The organism is Kosakonia sp. BYX6, from assembly GCF_038449125.1.
Lineage (GTDB): Bacteria > Pseudomonadota > Gammaproteobacteria > Enterobacterales > Enterobacteriaceae > Kosakonia > Kosakonia calanthes.
In genome coordinates, this window is record NZ_CP151800.1 from 1,795,808 (window position 1) to 1,813,326 (window position 17,519).

Consider the following 17,519-nt stretch of genomic DNA (forward strand, 5'->3'; position numbering starts at 1 on the left):
GCGCCCGGTTTTTTTACGTCTGTTATTTATGCCGCTTACGAAGGTTCTCAATCACCGTCGTCAGATCCAGTTGCTGGTCCTGCAATAGCACCAGCAGGTGATACATCAGGTCAGACGCTTCATTAGTCAACTCTTCGCGGTCATTCACCGTGGCTGCCAACGCGGTTTCCACACCTTCTTCACCCACTTTCTGCGCAATGCGTTTGGTGCCGCTGGCATACAATTTTGCGGTATAGGAGCTTGCCGGGTCCGCGGTTTTGCGCGCGGCCAGCAGTTCTTCAAGCTGATACAAGAACAGCCACTGGTGACTGGTCTCGCCAAAGCAGCTGGACGTCCCTTTATGGCAGGTTGGCCCAATCGGGTTAACCAGCACCAGCAGCGTATCGTTATCGCAATCCGGCGCAATATTCACCACATTGAGGAAGTGACCGGAGGTTTCCCCTTTAGTCCACAGGCGGCCTTTTGTGCGGGAGAAAAAGGTCACTTTGCCGCTTTCCAGCGTTTTCGCCAGCGCCTCTTTGTTCATATAACCCAGCATCAGCACTTCGCCGGAAACCGCATGTTGCACCACGGCGGGCAGCAGTCCGTCGGTTTTTTCCCAGTCCAGTTGGGCCAGTTGTTGCTCTGTTAACATACCCTGATCTCCACGCCCTGGCCTGCCAGGTACGCTTTTAATTCGCCAATATTAATAATCTGTTTGTGGAATACCGATGCGGCCAGTGCGCCATCGACATCCGCATCGCGGAATGCTTCAAGAAAATGTTCCATGGTGCCTGCGCCGCCCGAAGCGATCAGCGGCACATGGCAGACCGCGCGCACCTTTTTCAATTGCTCCAGGTCGTAACCGTTACGCACGCCATCCTGATTCATCATGTTTAACACGATCTCCCCGGCACCGCGTTTTTGCACTTCCTGCACCCAGTCCAGCGTTTCCCACTGTGTGACACGGGTGCGGCTCTCGTCGCCGGTATATTGATTGACGTGATATTTGCCGCTCGCCGCATCGAACCAGGTATCAATCCCCACCACAATGCACTGCACACCAAAGCGATCCGCCAGCCGGGTGATCAGTTCCGGCTCGGCCAGCGCCGGGGAGTTGATGGAGATTTTGTCCGCGCCGAACGAGAGAATTTTTGCGGCGTCTTCCGCAGACTTAATGCCGCCTGCCACGCAGAAGGGGATATCAATCACTTCCGCCACGCGCGAAACCCAGCTCTTATCCACCACGCGGCCATCGCTGGAAGCGGTGATATCGTAGAACACCAGCTCATCCGCGCCTTCTTCGGCGTAACGTTTTGCCAGCGGCACAATATCGCCAATGATTTCGTGATTGCGAAACTGCACGCCTTTCACCACCTGACCATCACGCACATCAAGACAAGGGATTATCCGTTTTGCCAGCATTGAATGGCCTCCTTCACAGTGAATTTACCTTCCAGCAGCGCGCGCCCGACAATCACACCGCGTACGCCTGTACCGCGCAGGGCGGCAATATCGTGCAAATCGCCAATGCCGCCAGAAGACTGGAACGCCACCTGCGGCCAGCGCGCGCAAACTTCTTCATAAAGTGACACATTGGAACCCGCCAGCGTGCCGTCGCGGGAAATATCCGTGCACAACACGTGTTGCAGCCCGACGGTGAGATAGGTTTCAACCAACGCTTCCAGCGTCACACCGGAGTTCTCCTGCCAGCCGCTTATCGCCACCTGCCTGGTGCCCTGTTCATCAATACGCACATCCAGCGCCAGCACTAATTTGTCTGCGCCAAAGCGGGTAAACCAGCCTTTTACCACTTCGGGGGATTTTACTGCGGTTGAACCGATCACCACACGCGCGACGCCCGCCTTGAGCAGGGCAGCAACATCTTCTTCAGTACGCACGCCACCGCCGACTTGCACCGGGACATTCACGCCAGCGACCAGCGTTTTCAGCAGCGGGATCTGGCGACGCGCCGGGTCTTTCGCGCCGGTTAAATCCACCAGATGCAACACTTCTGCGCCCTGGGCGGCGTAATCCTGCAAACGCGGCAGCGGATCGTTGCCGTAATCCCGTTGTTGCGCGTAATCGCCCTGGTGCAGACGCACCACAGTGCCGTCAATCAAATCTAAAGCCGGAATAATCATTACATCTCCAGAAAGTTTTTCAGCAACTGCGCGCCCGCGCGACCGGAGCGTTCAGGGTGGAATTGCACACCATAGAAGTTGTCTTTTTGCACGGCGGCGGTAAACGGCTCGCCGTAATCGCAACGCGCGATGGTGTTGCCATTCACCGGCATCGCGTAGCTGTGCACAAAGTAGAAATAGGCGCCATCATCAATACCCTGAAACAGGCGGTTACCCGCTTTTGGATAAACCTGGTTCCAGCCCATGTGTGGCAAGGGCAGGCCGACATCTTTCATCTTCGGTACCGCTTCATCAATAATGCCCAGCAGGTCCACGCCGCGGTTCTCTTCGCTAAAGCGGCCGAGCAGTTGCATACCGAGGCATATACCGAGTACTGGTTGGGTGCAGGCTTTGACCAATTCGATCAGCTCACGTTCGCGCAGTTGATCCATCGCCGCTTGCGCAGTGCCAACGCCCGGCAGAAACAGTTTGTCGGCGCGCAACACCACATCCGGGTCGCGGCTGACCAGCGGTTCATAGCCGTGGCGCGCAATGGCGGATTTCACCGAATTGAGGTTGGCGCAGCCGGTATCCAGGATCACCACATTCATCACAGCACTCCTTTTGAGGAGGGAAGGGTGTCGCCTTCCACGCGGATCGCCTGACGCAGCGTGCGGCCAAAGGCTTTGAATAAACTCTCCACGCGGTGGTGATCGTTTTTGCCTTTGGTTTTCAGGTGCAGCGTCAGCGCCATGGTGTAGGAGAGCGAGCGGAAGAAATGCTCGACCATTTCGGTGCTCAGATCGCCCACGCGCTGGTAAGTAAACTCGGCTTTATATTCAAGGTGCGGGCGACCGGAAATATCCATCGCGCAACGCGCCAGGCATTCATCCATCGGTAGCACAAAGCCAAAGCGGTTAATGCCGCGCTTATCGCCAAGCGCCAGTTTCAGCGCTTCACCCAACGCCAGGCCGGTATCTTCTACGGTGTGGTGATCATCAATATAGAGATCGCCTTTCACCGCGATCTCCATGCGAAAACCGCCATGAGTCGCGATTTGATCGAGCATATGGTCAAAGAAACCGATGCCGGTGTTGATCTTGCTGCCGCCTTCGCGATCCAGCCACACTTTGACGTCAATCTGCGTCTCTTTGGTGTTACGTTCGACGTGCGCATAGCGGTCGCGGCGCGTCAGTTGCTCGCCAATCATCGACCAGTTCAGCGTCTCGCGGTTGTAGCGCAGGCCGCCGATGGCCATGTTATTCGCCAGTTCAATGTCGGTAGCGCGATCGCCAATCACATAGCTATTGGCGCGATCCAGCGCACCGTCTGCCAGCCAGCGTTCGACCATTTTGACTTTCGGCTTGCGGCAATCGCACTCATCAGCCGGAAGGTGCGGGCAAATCAGCACCTCTTCAAACTCAACACCTTGCGAACTGAACACCTGCATCATCAGGTCGTGTGGGCCATCAAAGTCCGCCTGCGGAAAACTGCGGGTGCCCAGACCGTCCTGATTGGTGATCATCACCAATTTGTAGCCCGCTTTTTGCAGTTTCAGCAGTTCCGGGATCACCGCCGGTTCAAACGCCAGCTTGTCGAATTTATCCACCTGAAAATCAGTTGGCGGCTCGGAAATCAGTGTTCCGTCACGGTCAATAAACAGGTACTTCTGGCTCATACTTGCTCCGCACGTAAAGCGTCGATGACGCGCTGGCTCTCTTCGCGGGTACCGATTGTGATGCGCAGGCAGCCGCTTAAAGAAGGTTGTTTGTTCTGGTCCCGAAGAATAATGCCTTGATCCCACAGCGATTTAAACACCGCGCTGGAAGCGGTCAGGCGCACGAGAATATAGTTGGTTTCCGAGTCGAACACCTGTTCAACGCACGGAATATCGCGTAACGCGCTAACCAGATGTTGGCGTTCAACCAGGATCTGCGCCACGCGCTCGCGCATCGCCACAATGCCCTGCGGGCTGAGCGCCTGCGCGGCGATATCCGCCACCGGCGTAGAAAGTGGATAAGGGGCGATCACTTTCAGCAGCAGGGTGATGACTTCCGCATTGGCGAGGGTAAAACCGCAACGTAAACCGGCCAACGCAAAGGCTTTCGACAAGGTGCGCAACACCACCAAATGCGGATATTCGCTCAGCCAGCCTGCCAGCGTCGCCTGTGGGCAAAACTCAATATAGGCTTCATCGGCGACCACAATCGCCTTGCCGCGCGTCATCTCCAGCAGCACCCGCATATCTTGCGGATTGATGATTTGCCCGGTCGGGTTGTTAGGGCTGCAAACATAAATCAGCTTTACGCCGTCCAGTTGATCAGCGATGCCCTGCAAATCCAGTTGCCAGTCGGCGCGCGCGGGCACAGTGCGGTATTCAACGCCCAGCGTTTCGGCGCTGACGCTGTACATGCCATAGGTCGGCGGGCAAAACAGCACCGCATCCTGGCCGGGTTCGCAAAACGCGCGAATCAGCAACTCGATGCCTTCATCCGCGCCACGGCTGACCAGCACTTGTTCCGGTTTCAGGCCGGCGTACTGGGCGTAATTTTCAATCACCGCTTTCGGCTGGCACTCCGGGTAGCGGTTTAAGGACTGCTGTGTCAGGTCAAACGCTACCGCCGTCGGGAATTCATTGGCGTTTAGCCACACATCACCCTTGCCGCCGAGGCGGCGGGCGGACTGGTAAGGCGTCAATTCGCGCACATTTTTACGCGCCAGTTCTTCAATGCTCATGCTTGCTCCTTCAGCGCGTTAACACGCAACGTGACGGCATTTTTGTGGGCGGTCAGGCGTTCAGCCGCCGCCAGCGTTTCAATGGTGCTGGCAAGCCGCGCAAAACCGTCGCGCGACAGCTCCTGCACGGTCATGCGTTTCTGGAAATCGGCCAGGCCCAGGCTTGAGCAGGTAGCCGTGTAACCGTAAGTTGGTAAAACGTGGTTCGTGCCGGAGGCGTAATCGCCTGCGGATTCCGGCGACCAGTCACCAAGGAACACCGAACCGGCGCTGGTGATGCTCTCGACCAGCGAACGGGCGTCGCGGGTTTGAATGATTAAGTGTTCCGGACCGTACTGATTGGAAATGGCAACGCACTGCGCCAAATCGCGCGCCACAATCAGGCGGCTGGCAGAAAGCGCCTGACGGGCGGTTTCCGCGCGGGGCAAATCGGCCAGTTGACGCTCAACGGCTTCCGCCACGCGGGTTGCCATGGTGGCATCCGGCGTCAGTAAAATGACCTGCGAATCGGGACCGTGTTCCGCCTGCGACAACAAATCAGAGGCGACAAAATCCGGGGTTGCGCCGCTGTCGGCAATCACCAGTACTTCAGACGGGCCAGCAGGCATATCGATTGCCGCGCCGTCCAAACGCTGGCTAACCTGGCGTTTCGCTTCGGTCACAAAGGCGTTGCCCGGCCCAAAGATTTTGTCGACTTTCGGTACGGACTCGGTACCAAAAGCCAGCGCGGCAATCGCTTGTGCACCGCCAACTTTGAAGATCTCCTGAACACCACACAGTTTCGCCGCGTAGAGAATCTCATCGGCAATCGGCGGCGGCGAGCAGAGCACCACTTTCTGGCAACCGGCGATACGCGCGGGGGTCGCTAACATTAATACGGTAGAGAAAAGCGGTGCGGAGCCGCCAGGGATATAAAGGCCAACCGAGGCGATAGGGCGAGTCACTTGCTGGCAGCGCACGCCGGGCACGGTTTCCACATCAACGGTTTGCAGTTTTTGCGCCATGTGGAAAGTGTCGATGTTCTTCACCGCCACGGCCATGGCTTGTTTGAGTTCATCACTCAGGCGGGCGCTGGCTGCGTCAATTTCCTGCGCGGAGACTTTCAGCGCGTCGACTTGAGTTTTATCGAATTTCGCGCTGTATTCACGCAGGGCGTCATCGCCGCGCGCGTTAACATTGTCGAGGATTTCAACCACCGTGCGGGTGATGCTGTCCGAAGCGGAGATTGCCGGGCGCATCAGCAGAGCGCGTTGTTGTTCTTCGCTACAACTGTTCCAGTCGATGATGGTGTTAAAGCTCATAATCGTGTTCCTTCTTACCGAATGGTTTCGTCGGGGCCGGTAGGCCGGATAAGCGTTAGCGCCATCCGGCGCAAACACGTCGCTTTACTCCATCATCTTCTCAATCGGCAGCACCAGGATTGAGCTCGCGCCCAGCGCTTTCAATTTTTCCATGGTTTCCCAGAACAGGGTTTCGCTGCTAACCATGTGCATCGCCACGCGCTGCTGATCGCCTGCCAGTGGCAGAATGGTTGGACGCTCCGCGCCCGGCAGCAGGGCAATGACGTCTTCCAGACGCTCGCTCGGCGCGTGCATCATGATGTATTTCGATTCCCGCGCCTGAATCACGCCCTGAATACGGGTCAGCAGTTTGTCGATCAGTTGCTGTTTGGCGTCGGTCATTTCGCCATCGCGCTGAATCAGGCACGCTTTGGAGCGATAAATCACTTCCACTTCGCGCAGGCCGTTCGCTTCAAGGGTGGCGCCGGTGGACACCAGGTCGCAAATCGCATCCGCCAGGCCAGCACGCGGCGCGACTTCAACAGAACCATTTAGCAGACAGGATTTAAAGGCGACGCCTTTCTGATCAAGATAGCGTTTCAGCAGGTGCGGGTAAGAGGTGGCGATGCGTTTGCCGTCCAGCGCAGCCGGGCCGTCCCAGGCTTCATCGACCGGCGTTGCCAGCGACAGGCGGCAACCGCCAAAATCGAGGCGACGCAGCGTGAAGTAACGCGGGTCTTCGCCTTGGGCGCGGCGGGTCAGTAACTCTTCTTCCAGTACGTTTTCGCCAATAATGCCCAGATCGACCACGCCATCCATCACCAGTCCCGGAATGTCGTCATCGCGTACGCGCAGAATATCAATCGGCATATTTTCCGCCAGGGCGATCAAACGCTGGGTGTGCAGGTTGATCTTAATGCCGCAGCGGGCAAGCAGTTCGCGTGAATCATCGCTCAGGCGGCCGGATTTCTGAATAGCTATGCGTAAGCGCGAGTTGTCTAACATTCTGTTTTCCTCTTTTATCCTGCTGAATTTTGTCCAAAAAAAAGCCCCCGGAAGGCGATCTTCCGGGGGCTCTCTCTGCGTTCATGCACCACTGGAAGATCCAAATGTCTTCCAGCACACATCGCCTGAAAGACTAGTCAGGATGATGGTGATGATGGTGGTGTTTAAATTGAACGCGGGTCATAAAATTCTCGATGAATGCTTATTCATATGTTGGCAATTAACGTAAACCAGTTTGGTCGTTGAAGGCAAGGGCTTTTTTTTATGATTAAATCATTTCATATTCATTCTATGAATTGTCAGTTATCCGGGGCTGGCGTAGCCTTAAACAGTCGGAGTCATATTGCAGGGGAGAGGCATGAAAAAGGTCGCGATTGTCGGGTTAGGTTGGTTGGGCATGCCGCTGGCGCTGTCTTTAACAGCGCGGGGCTGGCAAGTCACCGGCAGTAAAACCAGCCAGGATGGCGTCGAAGCGGCGCGCATGTGCGGTATCGAAAGCTATTTGCTGAACCTTGAACCGGAACTGGTGTGTGAAACAGACGATCTGGACGCGTTGATGAATGTCGATGCGCTGGTGATAACGCTTCCGGCCCGGCGCAGTGGCCCCGATGAAGAGTTTTACCTGCAAGCGATGCAGGAGATTGTCGACAGCGCCCTGGCGTACCGCATTCCGCGCATTATTTTCACCAGCTCAACTTCGGTGTATGGCAATGCCAGCGGCGTGGTAAAAGAGACGACACCGCGCGAGCCTGTCACCGCCAGCGGTCGCGTATTAAAGGAGCTGGAAGATTGGCTGCATAATCTGCCCGGTACTTCGGTCGATATTTTGCGCCTTGCAGGATTAGTCGGGCCAGCACGTCATCCGGGGCGTTTTCTCGCCGGGAAAACCGCGCCGAACGGCCAGCATGGCGTTAACCTGGTGCATCTGGAAGATGTGATTTCCGCCATTACGCTGTTATTGCAGGCACCAAAAGGCGGGCACATTTATAACCTCTGCGCGCCCGGACACCCTTTGCGCGAAAGCTTCTATCCGCAGATGGCGCGCCAGCTTGGCCTGGTTGAGCCGAATTTCGTCCAATCCTCGAATCAGGATAAAGGTAAAACTATTGACGGCAGCCGCATTTGTAATGAATTGGGCTTTGAATATCTTTATCCCGATCCGTTACAGATGCCGCTGGAGTAATTATTTTTGACAAAAAATGCTATTAAAATGATTAATAATCCAGTGATGGCCTAAAAATCAATCAGTTGGGCGCATTAATTCAATGAGCCAAAGCTCATCGTATTGTCATCGCGCTTCATTCTGTTGCAGAATATGCCGCTGCAAAAAATGAGAAGAGTAACCGACGTCAACGCGTCGGTTATTTTTTTATTGCAAGCAAAACGTCATTCAATAAAAGAGGCCGGGCTTAGTACCGGATAGATACACATTTAAAAACCGACAGTCGTTGTCGCTGAGGAAAGAACACAAATGGGGCAATTATTTGCTTTTGCGACGGCATTCGCCGTACTGGGGGATAGCCATGTCGCATAACGTTACTCCAAAAACCTCTCGCGTGGAATTACGTAAGACCCTTACGCTGATTCCGGTTGTAATGATGGGCCTTGCCTATATGCAGCCGATGACGATGTTCGATACGTTTGGTATCGTCTCCGGCCTGACCGATGGTCATGTGGCAACCGCATACGCGTTTGCGCTGGTCGCCATTCTCTTTACTGCGCTGAGCTACGGTAAACTGGTTCGCCGTTTCCCGTCTGCTGGCTCCGCGTACACCTACGCACAGAAATCCATCTCTCCGGCCGTTGGCTTTATGGTGGGTTGGTCATCCCTGCTGGACTATCTGTTCATGCCGATGATCAACATCCTGCTGGCGAAAATTTACTTTGAAGCGCTGGTACCTTCCGTACCGTCGTGGCTGTTCGTGGTGGCGCTGGTGGCCTTTATGACCATCTCCAACCTGCGCAGCATCAAGACCGTGGCGAACTTCAACACCCTGATCGTTATCCTGCAAATGGGCATCGTTGCCGTTATCGTTGGGCTTATCATCTATGGTGTATCTCACGGTGAAGGTGCAGGTACGCTGGTGAGTTCCCGTCCGTTCTGGTCTGAAGGCGCACACGTCGTGCCGATGATCACCGGTGCGACGATCCTCTGCTTCTCGTTCCTCGGCTTCGATGGCATCTCTTCTCTGTCTGAAGAGACCAAAGACGCAGAACGTGTCATTCCGCGCGCTATCTTCCTGACGGCGCTTATCGGCGGGGTGGTATTTATCGCGGCGTCTTACTTCCTGCAACTGTACTTCCCGGATATCTCTCGCTTTAAAGATCCGGACGCGTCACAGCCAGAAATCATGCTCTACGTCGCAGGGAAAACCTTCCAGTGGGGCGTGCTGATTTTCTCCAGCGTGACCGTGCTGGCATCCGGCATGGCCGCGCACGCAGGCGTTTCCCGTCTGATGTATGTCATGGGGCGTGACGGCGTGTTCCCGACCCGTTTCTTCGGTTACGTACATCCGAAATGGCGTACGCCGGCATGGAACGTTCTGCTGGTTGGCGCTATCGCGCTGCTGGCGATCAACTTCGACCTGGTGACCGCAACGGCGCTGATTAATTTCGGTGCGCTGGTGGCGTTCACCTTCGTCAACCTGTCGGTGATTTCCCAGTTCTGGATCCGCGAAAAGCGCAACAAAACGCTGAAAGATCACTTTAACTACCTGGTTCTGCCGGTGTGCGGCGCGCTGACCGTTGGCGCGCTGTGGGTGAACCTGGAAGAGAGTTCGATGGTTCTGGGTCTGATCTGGGGCGGTATTGGTCTGGTTTACCTGGCTTGCGTCACCCGCAGCTTCCGTAACCCGGTGCCGCAGTACGAAGACATCGCGCAGTAATCCCTGCTTCCTGCTGCAAATACAAACCGGGGGTTTCACCTCCGGTTTTTTTTCGCCTTTATTTCGCAATCGGCATGTTAATAACCAAAAAACCTATATTAGATAATTTAGTTATTGGTTACGGCTAGTTAGCTTGTGAATAATTTGCGATCTGATTTTTTCTGATGTAGTCACGGTTATGTTCTCAATGATTGTAAGTGGATTAATTTGCGGCGCGCTGCTGGGGTTTGTTATGCAGCGCGGGCGCTTCTGCCTGACCGGTGGGTTTCGCGATATGTATATCGCGAAAAACAACCGCATGTTTTATGCCCTGCTGGTAGCCATCGCCATTCAAAGCGTCGGCGTCTTTGCCTTAATTCAGACCGGGGCGCTGCAATACGATGCCGGTACGTTTCCGTGGCTTGGCACCGTGGTGGGCGGCTACATTTTTGGCCTCGGCATTGTCTATGCGGGTGGCTGTGCGACCGGCACATGGTATCGCGCCGGTGAAGGCTTGATCGGCAGTTGGATTGCGCTGTTTACCTATATGGTGATGAGCGCAGTGATGCGCTCGCCGCACGCGGACGGCCTCAATCACGTGTTGAAAACCTACAGCACGGCGCACAACTCCATTGCCGAGACCTTTGGTTTCTCCGTTTGGCCGCTGATCGCGCTGCTGGTCGTCGTCACGTTGTGGTTTGTCGCCAAAGAGTTGCGTAAACCGAAGCTGAAAGTGGCCTCGCTACCACCGCGCCGTACTGGCCTTGCGCATCTTCTGTTTGAAAAACGCTGGCATCCGTTCGTCACCGCGGTGTTGATTGGCCTGATCGCACTGCTGGCCTGGCCGCTCAGCGAAGCCACCGGCCGTATGTTTGGTCTGGGTATCACCTCGCCGACGGCGAATATTTTGCAGTTCCTGGTGGCGGGGCAGAGCAAGTTCCTTAACTGGGGCGTTTTCCTGGTGCTGGGTATCTTCCTCGGTTCGTTTATCGCCGCGAAAGCCAGCCGCGAGTTCCGCGTGCGTGCGGCGGATGCGCAAACCACCTTGCGTAGCGGTTTTGGCGGCTTGCTAATGGGCGTTGGCGCCAGTATGGCCGGCGGCTGTTCCATCGGTAACGGCCTTGTGATGACGGCGATGATGACCTGGCAGGGCTGGGTCGGTCTGGTATTTATGATCCTTGGCGTATGGACTGCGTCATGGTTTTTATATGTTCGCCCACAGCGCAAAGCGAAGCTTGCCGCGGCTGTGGCTTAAAACTTACAGGAGCTGTTATGGCTGTGAAAAAACTCGACGTGGTAACGCAGGTTTGCCCGTTTCCACTGATTGAAGCAAAAGCGGCGCTGGCGGGAATGGCCAGCGGCGATGAACTGGTTATCGAATTCGACTGCACGCAGGCGACCGAAGCCATTCCGCAGTGGGCCGCAGAAGAGGGCCACACGATCACGGATTACCAGCAGGTTGGCGACGCCGCCTGGAGCATCACCGTTCAGAAGGCGTAAGCCGCATGCCCTCCCATTGATGGGAGGGCACTCTTAGACGATTTCCTCGGCGTACTGCCAGAGCGCTTTCAACAGCGCCTGCTTTTCACTGTCCCCTTCATACTGTTGGAACAGCGCTTGTAGCGCTTCAGCATACTTTTGCAAAAACTCTGGGGTTAAGACGTTGCGGCGATGCTGTAGCCAGCGCTGCTGCTCGTTTTCATCCAGCGTGCCGGGGAAGTTACGCGCCCGGTAGTTAAACAGCAGTTTCTCGATGCGCCCGTCAGCAAAGGTGATATCCAGCGCGGGCAGGTTGCGCGGTTCGGTTTCCAGCAGGATTTTCATGGCGGTGCGGTCAGCATCGCTGAAAAAGCCGTTATAGATTTGCGCATCAACATTGTCCGATGGCACAAACGGTTCCGCTTCGGTAAAGATCGCCAGCACTTTTTCGCGCACTTGCGGGTTGTCACGTAGGATCTGCAAATTATCAAGGCACTGCTGGCGGTCGATGCCCAGCCGCTCGGCATCCTGCGGGCGCAATGTATTGGCCTGCGCCAGTACCGGGCATTTGTTCAAATGCACCAGCTTGACCGGCACCGCCGCGTTATCACCCAGTTCCGCTTTCGGCGTATACAGCCTTGCACGCAGCGCATCGGCGTCCAGTTCCAGCAACGGCGACATATCCCCGGCAAGATCCACCATAATCACCGCGTTGCGGTTTTCCGGGTGCCAGGCCAGCGGCGCAACCCAACTGGTGTTGCCGCACCACGCGCCGAACATACCGGACACATGCACCAGCGGCTTCATTTGCGGCACATCAATCAATGCCGCCAGCTTCTGTTTACTGCGGTGGCTGTAGAGATACTCAAACAGCTTCGGTTGTTTCGTCTTCACCAGTTGCGCCATGGCAATGGTGGCGTACACATCCGCCATCGCATCGTGGGCATTGCTGTGTTCAATACCGTTGGCTTTGGTCAGGTGTTCCAGGCGAAAACTCGGCAGGCCATCTTCGTTTTCCGGCCAGTTGATGCCGTCCGGGCGCAGGGCGTAGCAGGCGCGCATCACATCCAGCAAATCCCAGCGGGAGTTATGGTTTTGCCAGCTCCAGGCGTAGGGATCGTAAAAGTTGCGGTAGAAGATATTGCGCGTCACTTCGTCGTCAAAACGCACATTGTTGTAACCAAGCACGCAGGTGTTGGGCACGGTAAACAGGTCGTGAATGCGCTTTGCGAAGGCCGCTTCATTCTCGCCTTTGGCGCGGGCGACTTGCGGCGTAATACCGGTAATCAGCACCGCTTCAGGCTGGGGGAGATAGTCATCCGCCGGTTTGCAATAGAACACTTCCGGCTCGCCAATAACATTGAAATCCGCGTCGGTACGCAGCGCGGCGAACTGCGCAGGGCGGTCCAGCGCCGGGCTGGTGCCGAAAGTTTCATAATCGTGGAAAAGAAAAGTGGGCGTTGCAGCGGAATCAGACACCAGTGGCTCATCCTGTCAGAAAATATGGCGACCATGGTAAACCATCGCAGCGATTGTGCCGAAGAAAAACCGCGGGCTCTTTCGTGGAACCTCGCAAAAACAGGCTGTTAAAAGCGATGCGTGTCACATTTTTTTGCAATTTAACCAGGTATCGACACAGGAAGTTCCGTAAAAAGAACGACGATTTTGGATGCTATTGAGGATATTTCATTGAAACGCCGTTTGTTTGCTGCTCCTTTGCTGGCGGTTTGCGTGAATCACGCGCTGGCCGACGACTTACCTTTTGCCCCACAACCTCCGGCAGTCCAGGCCGGCTCCTGGGTTTTAATGGACTACACCACCGGGCAAATCTTAACTGCGGGTAATGAGCATCAGCAGCGTAATCCGGCGAGTCTGACCAAACTGATGACCGGTTATGTCGTCGATCGCGCCATCGACAGCCACCGAATCAGCGCCGATGACGTGGTCACGGTCGGGAAAGATGCCTGGGCGAAGGGGAATCCGGTGTTTGACGGATCGTCGCTGATGTTCCTGAAACCGGGCGATCGCCTGACGGTGCGCGATTTGAGCCGTGGCTTGATTGTCGATTCCGGCAACGATGCCTGCGTAGCGCTGGCGGATCATGTCGCGGGCGGGCAGCCGCAATTTGTGGCGATGATGAATGATTACGTGCAGCAGTTGAACCTGCGCGACAGCCACTTCGAAACAGTGCACGGGCTGGATGCGCCAGGACAACACAGTTCGGCCTATGATTTGGCGGTGCTGTCGCGCGCCATCATTCACGGTGAGCCGGATTTCTACCATATGTACAGCGAAAAAAGCCTGACGTGGAACGGCATCACGCAGCAAAACCGCAACGGCTTGCTGTGGGATAAAAAGCTGAATGTCGACGGGCTGAAAACCGGCCATACCTCCGGCGCGGGCTTCAACCTGATTGCGTCCAGTGTCGACGGGCAGCGCCGTCTGATTGCGGTGATCATGGGCGCGGATAGCCCGAAAGGCCGCGAAGAGCAGGCGCGTAAACTGCTGCACTGGGGACAGCAAAACTTCGATACCGTGCAGATTCTGCGTAACGGCAAAAAAGTGGGCAGCGAGCGCGTCTGGTACGGCGATAAAGAGAAAGTGGATGTCGGTACCGATCAGGATTACTGGATGGTGATGCCGAAAGCGGAAATGCAAAATATCAAAGCCAAATATGTACTGGATAAAAAAGAGCTGGACGCGCCGCTGGCGGCGCATCAGCGGGTGGGTGAAATCGAGCTTTACGATCGCGACAAAGTGATTGCCCACTGGCCACTGGTGACACTGGAAAGCGTTGGCAAAGGCGGGTGGTTCTCACGTTTGAGCGACTATATCCACCACAAAGCCTGATACTCCAATGAGCAGACTGGCGAGCCTGCGAGTCTGCTCGCATAATTGACGGGTGCGGCAAGTCTGATGGCCGCCGGGCAGTTATACTGTATGCACAAACAGTAACGGAAAGGAGGTCAGCATGGGCTATAACGTCAAGCAACTTGCAAAACGCCGTATCGCCGGGTTTCATCTGGTCGGGCCGTGGGATGTGAAAGTCAAACAGGGCTTCGAACAGTTGTCGATGTGGGTACAAAGTAACCAAATCCAGCCGCTGGAGTGGGTGTGTGTCTACTACGATAACCCTGACGACGTGCCGCCGGAAAAACTGCGTTGCGATGTGGCGATTACCGTCGATAGCGCGTTTCAGATCCCCGCCAATAGCGAAGGGGTGCTCACTACCGAAATACCGGGTGGTCAGTACGCGGTGGCGATGGCGCGGGTTTACAACGAGGAGTTTGAAGCCTGCTGGGATCTCTTTTTCGACGAGTTGCTAAGCGATCAATCCTCGCAAATCGCCGCTGGCCCCTGTTTTGAGGTTTACCACAATGACGGGCAAAGCGACGGCTACTGGGAAATCGAAATGCATATTCCCGTCGAGCCGAAAGTGCTTTAAGGGCTGAACCGGTAAAAAGAGGCCGCAGAAACGGTCTGTTGGCCTCTTTTTTTGTCCTGGACACGGGGTTGTGCCAGAAAATATCGCTACAATTGCGCCTTTCGTTTTTAACCTGGAGAGCAGGTGTGCGTCGCGACAAGTCACTCAGTCCTTTCGAAATTCGTCTTTACCGGCATTACCGCATTGTGCATGGCGTGCGCATTGCACTGGCGTTTGTGCTGACCTTTTTGCTTATTCGCCTGCTGGATGTGCCAGAAGGAACCTGGCCGTTGATCACGCTGGTGGTGTTGATGGGGCCTATCTCTTTTTGGGGAAACGTTGTACCACGTGCCTTTGAGCGCATTGGCGGCACGATTTTCGGGGCCGCGTTGGGGCTGGTGGCGCTACGAATCGAACTGATTTCATTGCCTGTTATGCTGTTGTGGTGTGCGGCGGCCATGTTTATGTGTGGCTGGCTGGCATTGGGTAAAAAGCCGTATCAGGCGCTGATTATCGGTGTGACGCTCTGCGTGGTGGTTGGCGCGCCCACCGGTGATATGCACACCGCGCTGTGGCGAAGCGGCGATGTGATCATCGGTTCACTGCTGGCGATGCTGTTCACCGGCATCTGGCCGCAACGCGCGTTTCTGCACTGGCGTATTCAAATGGCTAATTACGTCACCGCTTTCAATCGCGTTTACCAGGCGGGGTTCTCGCGCAATCTGGTGGAGCGGCCGCATTTGGAAAAGCATCTGCAAAAAATGCTCACTGATGTGGTGAAGATGCGTCCGCTCATTACACCCGTCTGCAAAGAGACGCATGTTCAGCGCGCGATTTTTGAGGCCATCCAGACCGTGAGCCGCAATATGGTGTGCATGTTGGAACTGCAAATCAACGCGCACTGGAGCTCACGCGCCAGCCATTTTGTGATGATCAACGCCAATACGTTGCGGGAGACGCAGCAGATGACCCAGCAAACGTTATTGACCATCGCCCATGCGCTGTACGAAGGTAACCCGCAGCCGATACTGGCGAACACGGAAAAGCTGAACGACATCATGGCGGAACTGCGCCAGTTGATTAGCGAGCACAAAGGGGATCCACTGACGGAAACGCCGATCCACGGTTATGTCTGGTTAAGTATGGAGCTGGCGCGCCAGCTTGAGTTGCTGTCGCATTTGATCTGCCGGGCGCTGCGCAAATAAACAACGGATAACCGCATGCTACTGTCGGGTTGTTTCGATTCAGCCGCGTTTGCGGTTATGATAGCCAGCAGGAAAACTTATTGTCATATGCAATTGCTTTGGGTAGGTTTGCCACTCAGGTAGTTGCGTTAACGAATCCGTATCTCAAATAATCAGGGGTGTGAAAATGGAAACAACCAAGCCTTCATTCCAGGACGTTCTGGAATTTGTGCGTCTGTTTCGCCGTAAAAACAAATTGCAGCGCGAAATTCAGGACGTTGAGAAAAAGATCCGTGATAACCAGAAACGCGTTCTGTTGCTGGACAACCTGAGCGACTACATCAAACCGGGCATGAGCGTTGAAGCTATTCAGGGCATCATCGCCAGCATGAAAACCGATTACGAAGACCGCGTGGATGATTACATCATCAAAAACGCTGAGATTTCAAAAGAGCGCCGTGAAATCTCCAAAAAACTCAAAGCAATGGGCGAACTGAAGTCTGTTGAGCCCAAAGCAGAATAAGTGCTTGTGCGGTGAGAGGTGCGCCTCTCACCGTTCTCTTACGCCGCCCGCGACCATCTTCAGCAAGTAATCCTTAGGCCAGTGCGCCAGTAATCCCTTCTCTTTTAAGCACCAACGGATCTCCGCGACATCATGCCGGGAGGAGTCCAGCAACAATCCCACCACGCTACCGCTGTGCGCCACATTCAGGCCATACAAACCACACCGTTCCACCAGCCCAAGCAGGGTATTGAATTCCGGTTTTGGCAACAGCGCCTGGCTGGCAATGGCGCTGATGGTTGCCGCTTCGCCGAGCAGCGCCGCATCGTTTTCCTGGCATGCCCGTTGCAATTTCTGCCAGGCCTTATCAAGCGCGTGAGCGTTTTCCAGCAAAGCCTGCTGGCGTGCCATGCGGTGATAATCCGCCGTGGTCAGGGTTAGCGGGCTTTCAAGCAATAACACGTCAACATGCGGTAAACCGCCGCAGGGAATGTGCGTTTCACCCGTGTTGTGGTCAAAAAGCGTCAGTTGCGAAAAGAGCGTGCTGTCGGTCGGTTCCAGCGTCACGCAAAGCTGTGCCAGCGTCTTTTCATCCAAAGGAAGTTGCAGATGGTGCGCGGTAGCAACGGCGGTAGCGGCGATATCCGCCGTGCTGCTCGCCATCCCTTTGGCAACAGGAATGGTTGAGCGGCAATCAATACGGATGTTTTGCGAAAGCCGGGCGGGCAACTGCCAGTGTGCCAGCAGTTGACGGACTATCGCGCGTGTCTGAGGGCGTTCGTCAGCCCGTGGTGCGCCAAACGTGACTTCAACGCTGCTGTACCAGTCCACCGGGCAGGAGACCAGTTTTTCACTGCCAAGGATCCAGCCCTGGATGATTTCGCCGCAGGATGCGGGACAAGCTGCCTGCGCCACAGCGCCACTCCTTTAAAAACGAAACGTC

Annotated in this window: 20 protein-coding genes and 1 other annotated feature; of the genes, 9 read left to right on the plus strand and 11 right to left on the minus strand. The window is 55.5% G+C overall.

From position 1 onward, the window contains the following. Window positions 1–22 precede the first annotated feature (22 nt). The 9 genes from hisIE to hisL form a co-directional block, all read right to left on the minus strand. Complete coding sequence (hisIE, locus tag AAEY27_RS08335; RefSeq protein WP_342324573.1) at window positions 23–634, minus strand: bifunctional phosphoribosyl-AMP cyclohydrolase/phosphoribosyl-ATP diphosphatase HisIE; 612 nt, start codon at window positions 632–634, stop codon at window positions 23–25. Next, a complete protein-coding gene (hisF, locus tag AAEY27_RS08340) occupies window positions 628–1,404 on the minus strand; it encodes an imidazole glycerol phosphate synthase subunit HisF (RefSeq protein ID WP_342324574.1) in 777 nt (258 codons plus the stop codon). The genes hisIE and hisF overlap by 7 nt, the downstream gene beginning before the upstream one ends. Then, a complete protein-coding gene (gene hisA / locus AAEY27_RS08345) occupies window positions 1,386–2,123 on the minus strand; it encodes a 1-(5-phosphoribosyl)-5-[(5-phosphoribosylamino)methylideneamino]imidazole-4-carboxamide isomerase (protein WP_342324576.1) in 738 nt (245 codons plus the stop codon). Before hisA ends, hisF begins: the two co-directional genes overlap by 19 nt. Further along, window positions 2,123–2,713 carry an imidazole glycerol phosphate synthase subunit HisH gene (gene hisH / locus AAEY27_RS08350; RefSeq protein WP_342324578.1) on the minus strand — a complete coding sequence of 197 codons (591 nt, stop codon included), beginning with the start codon at window positions 2,711–2,713 and terminating at the stop codon, window positions 2,123–2,125. Before hisH ends, hisA begins: the two co-directional genes overlap by 1 nt. Next, window positions 2,713–3,780 carry a bifunctional histidinol-phosphatase/imidazoleglycerol-phosphate dehydratase HisB gene (gene hisB / locus AAEY27_RS08355; RefSeq protein ID WP_342324580.1) on the minus strand — a complete coding sequence of 356 codons (1,068 nt, stop codon included), beginning with the start codon at window positions 3,778–3,780 and terminating at the stop codon, window positions 2,713–2,715. The genes hisH and hisB overlap by 1 nt, the downstream gene beginning before the upstream one ends. Continuing rightward, a complete protein-coding gene (gene hisC / locus AAEY27_RS08360) occupies window positions 3,777–4,838 on the minus strand; it encodes a histidinol-phosphate transaminase (protein ID WP_342324582.1) in 1,062 nt (353 codons plus the stop codon). The genes hisB and hisC overlap by 4 nt, the downstream gene beginning before the upstream one ends. After that, complete coding sequence (gene hisD / locus AAEY27_RS08365) at window positions 4,835–6,139, minus strand: histidinol dehydrogenase (RefSeq protein WP_342324583.1); 1,305 nt, start codon at window positions 6,137–6,139, stop codon at window positions 4,835–4,837. Before hisD ends, hisC begins: the two co-directional genes overlap by 4 nt. A gap of 84 nt (window positions 6,140–6,223) precedes the next feature. Continuing rightward, window positions 6,224–7,123 (minus strand): ATP phosphoribosyltransferase, encoded by a 900-nt coding sequence (gene hisG / locus AAEY27_RS08370; protein WP_342324584.1) that lies wholly within the window; start codon window positions 7,121–7,123, stop codon window positions 6,224–6,226. 35 nt (window positions 7,124–7,158) lie between these two features. Then, window positions 7,159–7,281, minus strand: a sequence feature (His leader region). Next, on the minus strand, window positions 7,257–7,307 hold the full coding sequence (gene hisL, locus AAEY27_RS08375) for a his operon leader peptide (protein WP_001364200.1): 51 nt from the start codon (window positions 7,305–7,307) through the stop codon (window positions 7,257–7,259). It overlaps the preceding feature by 25 nt. A 174-nt stretch (window positions 7,308–7,481) precedes the next feature. Between hisL and AAEY27_RS08380 the strand changes: the two genes are divergently transcribed. The 5 genes from AAEY27_RS08380 to tsuB all read left to right on the plus strand — a co-directional run bounded on the left by AAEY27_RS08380 (window position 7,482) and on the right by tsuB (window position 11,487). After that, window positions 7,482–8,306 (plus strand): SDR family oxidoreductase, encoded by an 825-nt coding sequence (locus tag AAEY27_RS08380; RefSeq protein WP_342324586.1) that lies wholly within the window; start codon window positions 7,482–7,484, stop codon window positions 8,304–8,306. A gap of 288 nt (window positions 8,307–8,594) precedes the next feature. Further along, window positions 8,595–8,657, plus strand: coding sequence for a membrane protein YoeI (gene yoeI, locus AAEY27_RS22410; RefSeq protein WP_425294673.1), 63 nt, complete (start codon window positions 8,595–8,597; stop codon window positions 8,655–8,657). Continuing rightward, the gene (locus tag AAEY27_RS08385) at window positions 8,647–10,008 is read left to right on the plus strand and encodes an APC family permease (RefSeq protein WP_342324587.1); all 1,362 of its coding nucleotides are present in this window, start codon (window positions 8,647–8,649) and stop codon (window positions 10,006–10,008) included. The genes yoeI and AAEY27_RS08385 overlap by 11 nt, the downstream gene beginning before the upstream one ends. 178 nt (window positions 10,009–10,186) lie before the next feature. Then, window positions 10,187–11,242 (plus strand): thiosulfate utilization transporter TsuA/YeeE, encoded by a 1,056-nt coding sequence (tsuA, locus tag AAEY27_RS08390; RefSeq protein WP_342324588.1) that lies wholly within the window; start codon window positions 10,187–10,189, stop codon window positions 11,240–11,242. Window positions 11,243–11,259: 17 nt separating this feature from the next. After that, window positions 11,260–11,487, plus strand: a complete 228-nt coding sequence (gene tsuB, locus AAEY27_RS08395; protein ID WP_342324589.1) for a thiosulfate utilization sulfurtransferase TsuB/YeeD — start codon at window positions 11,260–11,262, stop codon at window positions 11,485–11,487. A 33-nt stretch (window positions 11,488–11,520) separates the two neighbouring features. Here the strand turns inward: tsuB and sbcB are convergent, their stop codons facing one another. After that, entirely contained in the window at window positions 11,521–12,945 is a 1,425-nt protein-coding gene (gene sbcB, locus AAEY27_RS08400) for an exodeoxyribonuclease I (protein ID WP_342324591.1), read from the minus strand. 210 nt (window positions 12,946–13,155) lie between these two features. Between sbcB and dacD the strand changes: the two genes are divergently transcribed. The 4 genes from dacD to AAEY27_RS08420 all read left to right on the plus strand — a co-directional run bounded on the left by dacD (window position 13,156) and on the right by AAEY27_RS08420 (window position 16,597). Beyond that, window positions 13,156–14,316 carry a serine-type D-Ala-D-Ala carboxypeptidase DacD gene (dacD, locus tag AAEY27_RS08405; protein ID WP_342324592.1) on the plus strand — a complete coding sequence of 387 codons (1,161 nt, stop codon included), beginning with the start codon at window positions 13,156–13,158 and terminating at the stop codon, window positions 14,314–14,316. Between the two features lie 121 nt (window positions 14,317–14,437). Continuing rightward, the gene (gene sbmC / locus AAEY27_RS08410) at window positions 14,438–14,911 is read left to right on the plus strand and encodes a DNA gyrase inhibitor SbmC (RefSeq protein ID WP_342324593.1); all 474 of its coding nucleotides are present in this window, start codon (window positions 14,438–14,440) and stop codon (window positions 14,909–14,911) included. 125 nt (window positions 14,912–15,036) lie between these two features. Further along, the gene (locus AAEY27_RS08415; protein WP_342324595.1) at window positions 15,037–16,095 is read left to right on the plus strand and encodes an FUSC family protein; all 1,059 of its coding nucleotides are present in this window, start codon (window positions 15,037–15,039) and stop codon (window positions 16,093–16,095) included. Window positions 16,096–16,261: 166 nt separating this feature from the next. Next, window positions 16,262–16,597, plus strand: a complete 336-nt coding sequence (locus tag AAEY27_RS08420; protein ID WP_342324597.1) for a DUF496 family protein — start codon at window positions 16,262–16,264, stop codon at window positions 16,595–16,597. Between the two features lie 27 nt (window positions 16,598–16,624). Here AAEY27_RS08420 and AAEY27_RS08425 read toward each other — a convergent pair whose 3' ends face one another. Continuing rightward, window positions 16,625–17,491: an L-threonine kinase gene (locus AAEY27_RS08425; protein WP_342324598.1), complete on the minus strand. Its 867-nt coding sequence runs from the start codon at window positions 17,489–17,491 to the stop codon at window positions 16,625–16,627. Window positions 17,492–17,519 lie beyond the last annotated feature (28 nt).

Coding starts and splice junctions, on each gene's coding strand:
- hisD (WP_342324583.1), bottom strand. CDS start 6,139: ATGAGCTTTAACACCATCATCGACTGGAACAGTTGTAGCGAAGAACAA.
- hisG (WP_342324584.1), bottom strand. CDS start 7,123: ATGTTAGACAACTCGCGCTTACGCATAGCTATTCAGAAATCCGGCCGC.
- hisF (WP_342324574.1), bottom strand. CDS start 1,404: ATGCTGGCAAAACGGATAATCCCTTGTCTTGATGTGCGTGATGGTCAG.
- AAEY27_RS08385 (WP_342324587.1), top strand. CDS start 8,647: ATGTCGCATAACGTTACTCCAAAAACCTCTCGCGTGGAATTACGTAAG.
- hisA (WP_342324576.1), bottom strand. CDS start 2,123: ATGATTATTCCGGCTTTAGATTTGATTGACGGCACTGTGGTGCGTCTG.
- AAEY27_RS08420 (WP_342324597.1), top strand. CDS start 16,262: ATGGAAACAACCAAGCCTTCATTCCAGGACGTTCTGGAATTTGTGCGT.
- hisIE (WP_342324573.1), bottom strand. CDS start 634: ATGTTAACAGAGCAACAACTGGCCCAACTGGACTGGGAAAAAACCGAC.
- sbmC (WP_342324593.1), top strand. CDS start 14,438: ATGGGCTATAACGTCAAGCAACTTGCAAAACGCCGTATCGCCGGGTTT.
- hisH (WP_342324578.1), bottom strand. CDS start 2,713: ATGAATGTGGTGATCCTGGATACCGGCTGCGCCAACCTCAATTCGGTG.
- tsuA (WP_342324588.1), top strand. CDS start 10,187: ATGTTCTCAATGATTGTAAGTGGATTAATTTGCGGCGCGCTGCTGGGG.
- hisB (WP_342324580.1), bottom strand. CDS start 3,780: ATGAGCCAGAAGTACCTGTTTATTGACCGTGACGGAACACTGATTTCC.
- hisC (WP_342324582.1), bottom strand. CDS start 4,838: ATGAGCATTGAAGAACTGGCGCGTAAAAATGTGCGCGAATTGACGCCT.
- AAEY27_RS08380 (WP_342324586.1), top strand. CDS start 7,482: ATGAAAAAGGTCGCGATTGTCGGGTTAGGTTGGTTGGGCATGCCGCTG.
- tsuB (WP_342324589.1), top strand. CDS start 11,260: ATGGCTGTGAAAAAACTCGACGTGGTAACGCAGGTTTGCCCGTTTCCA.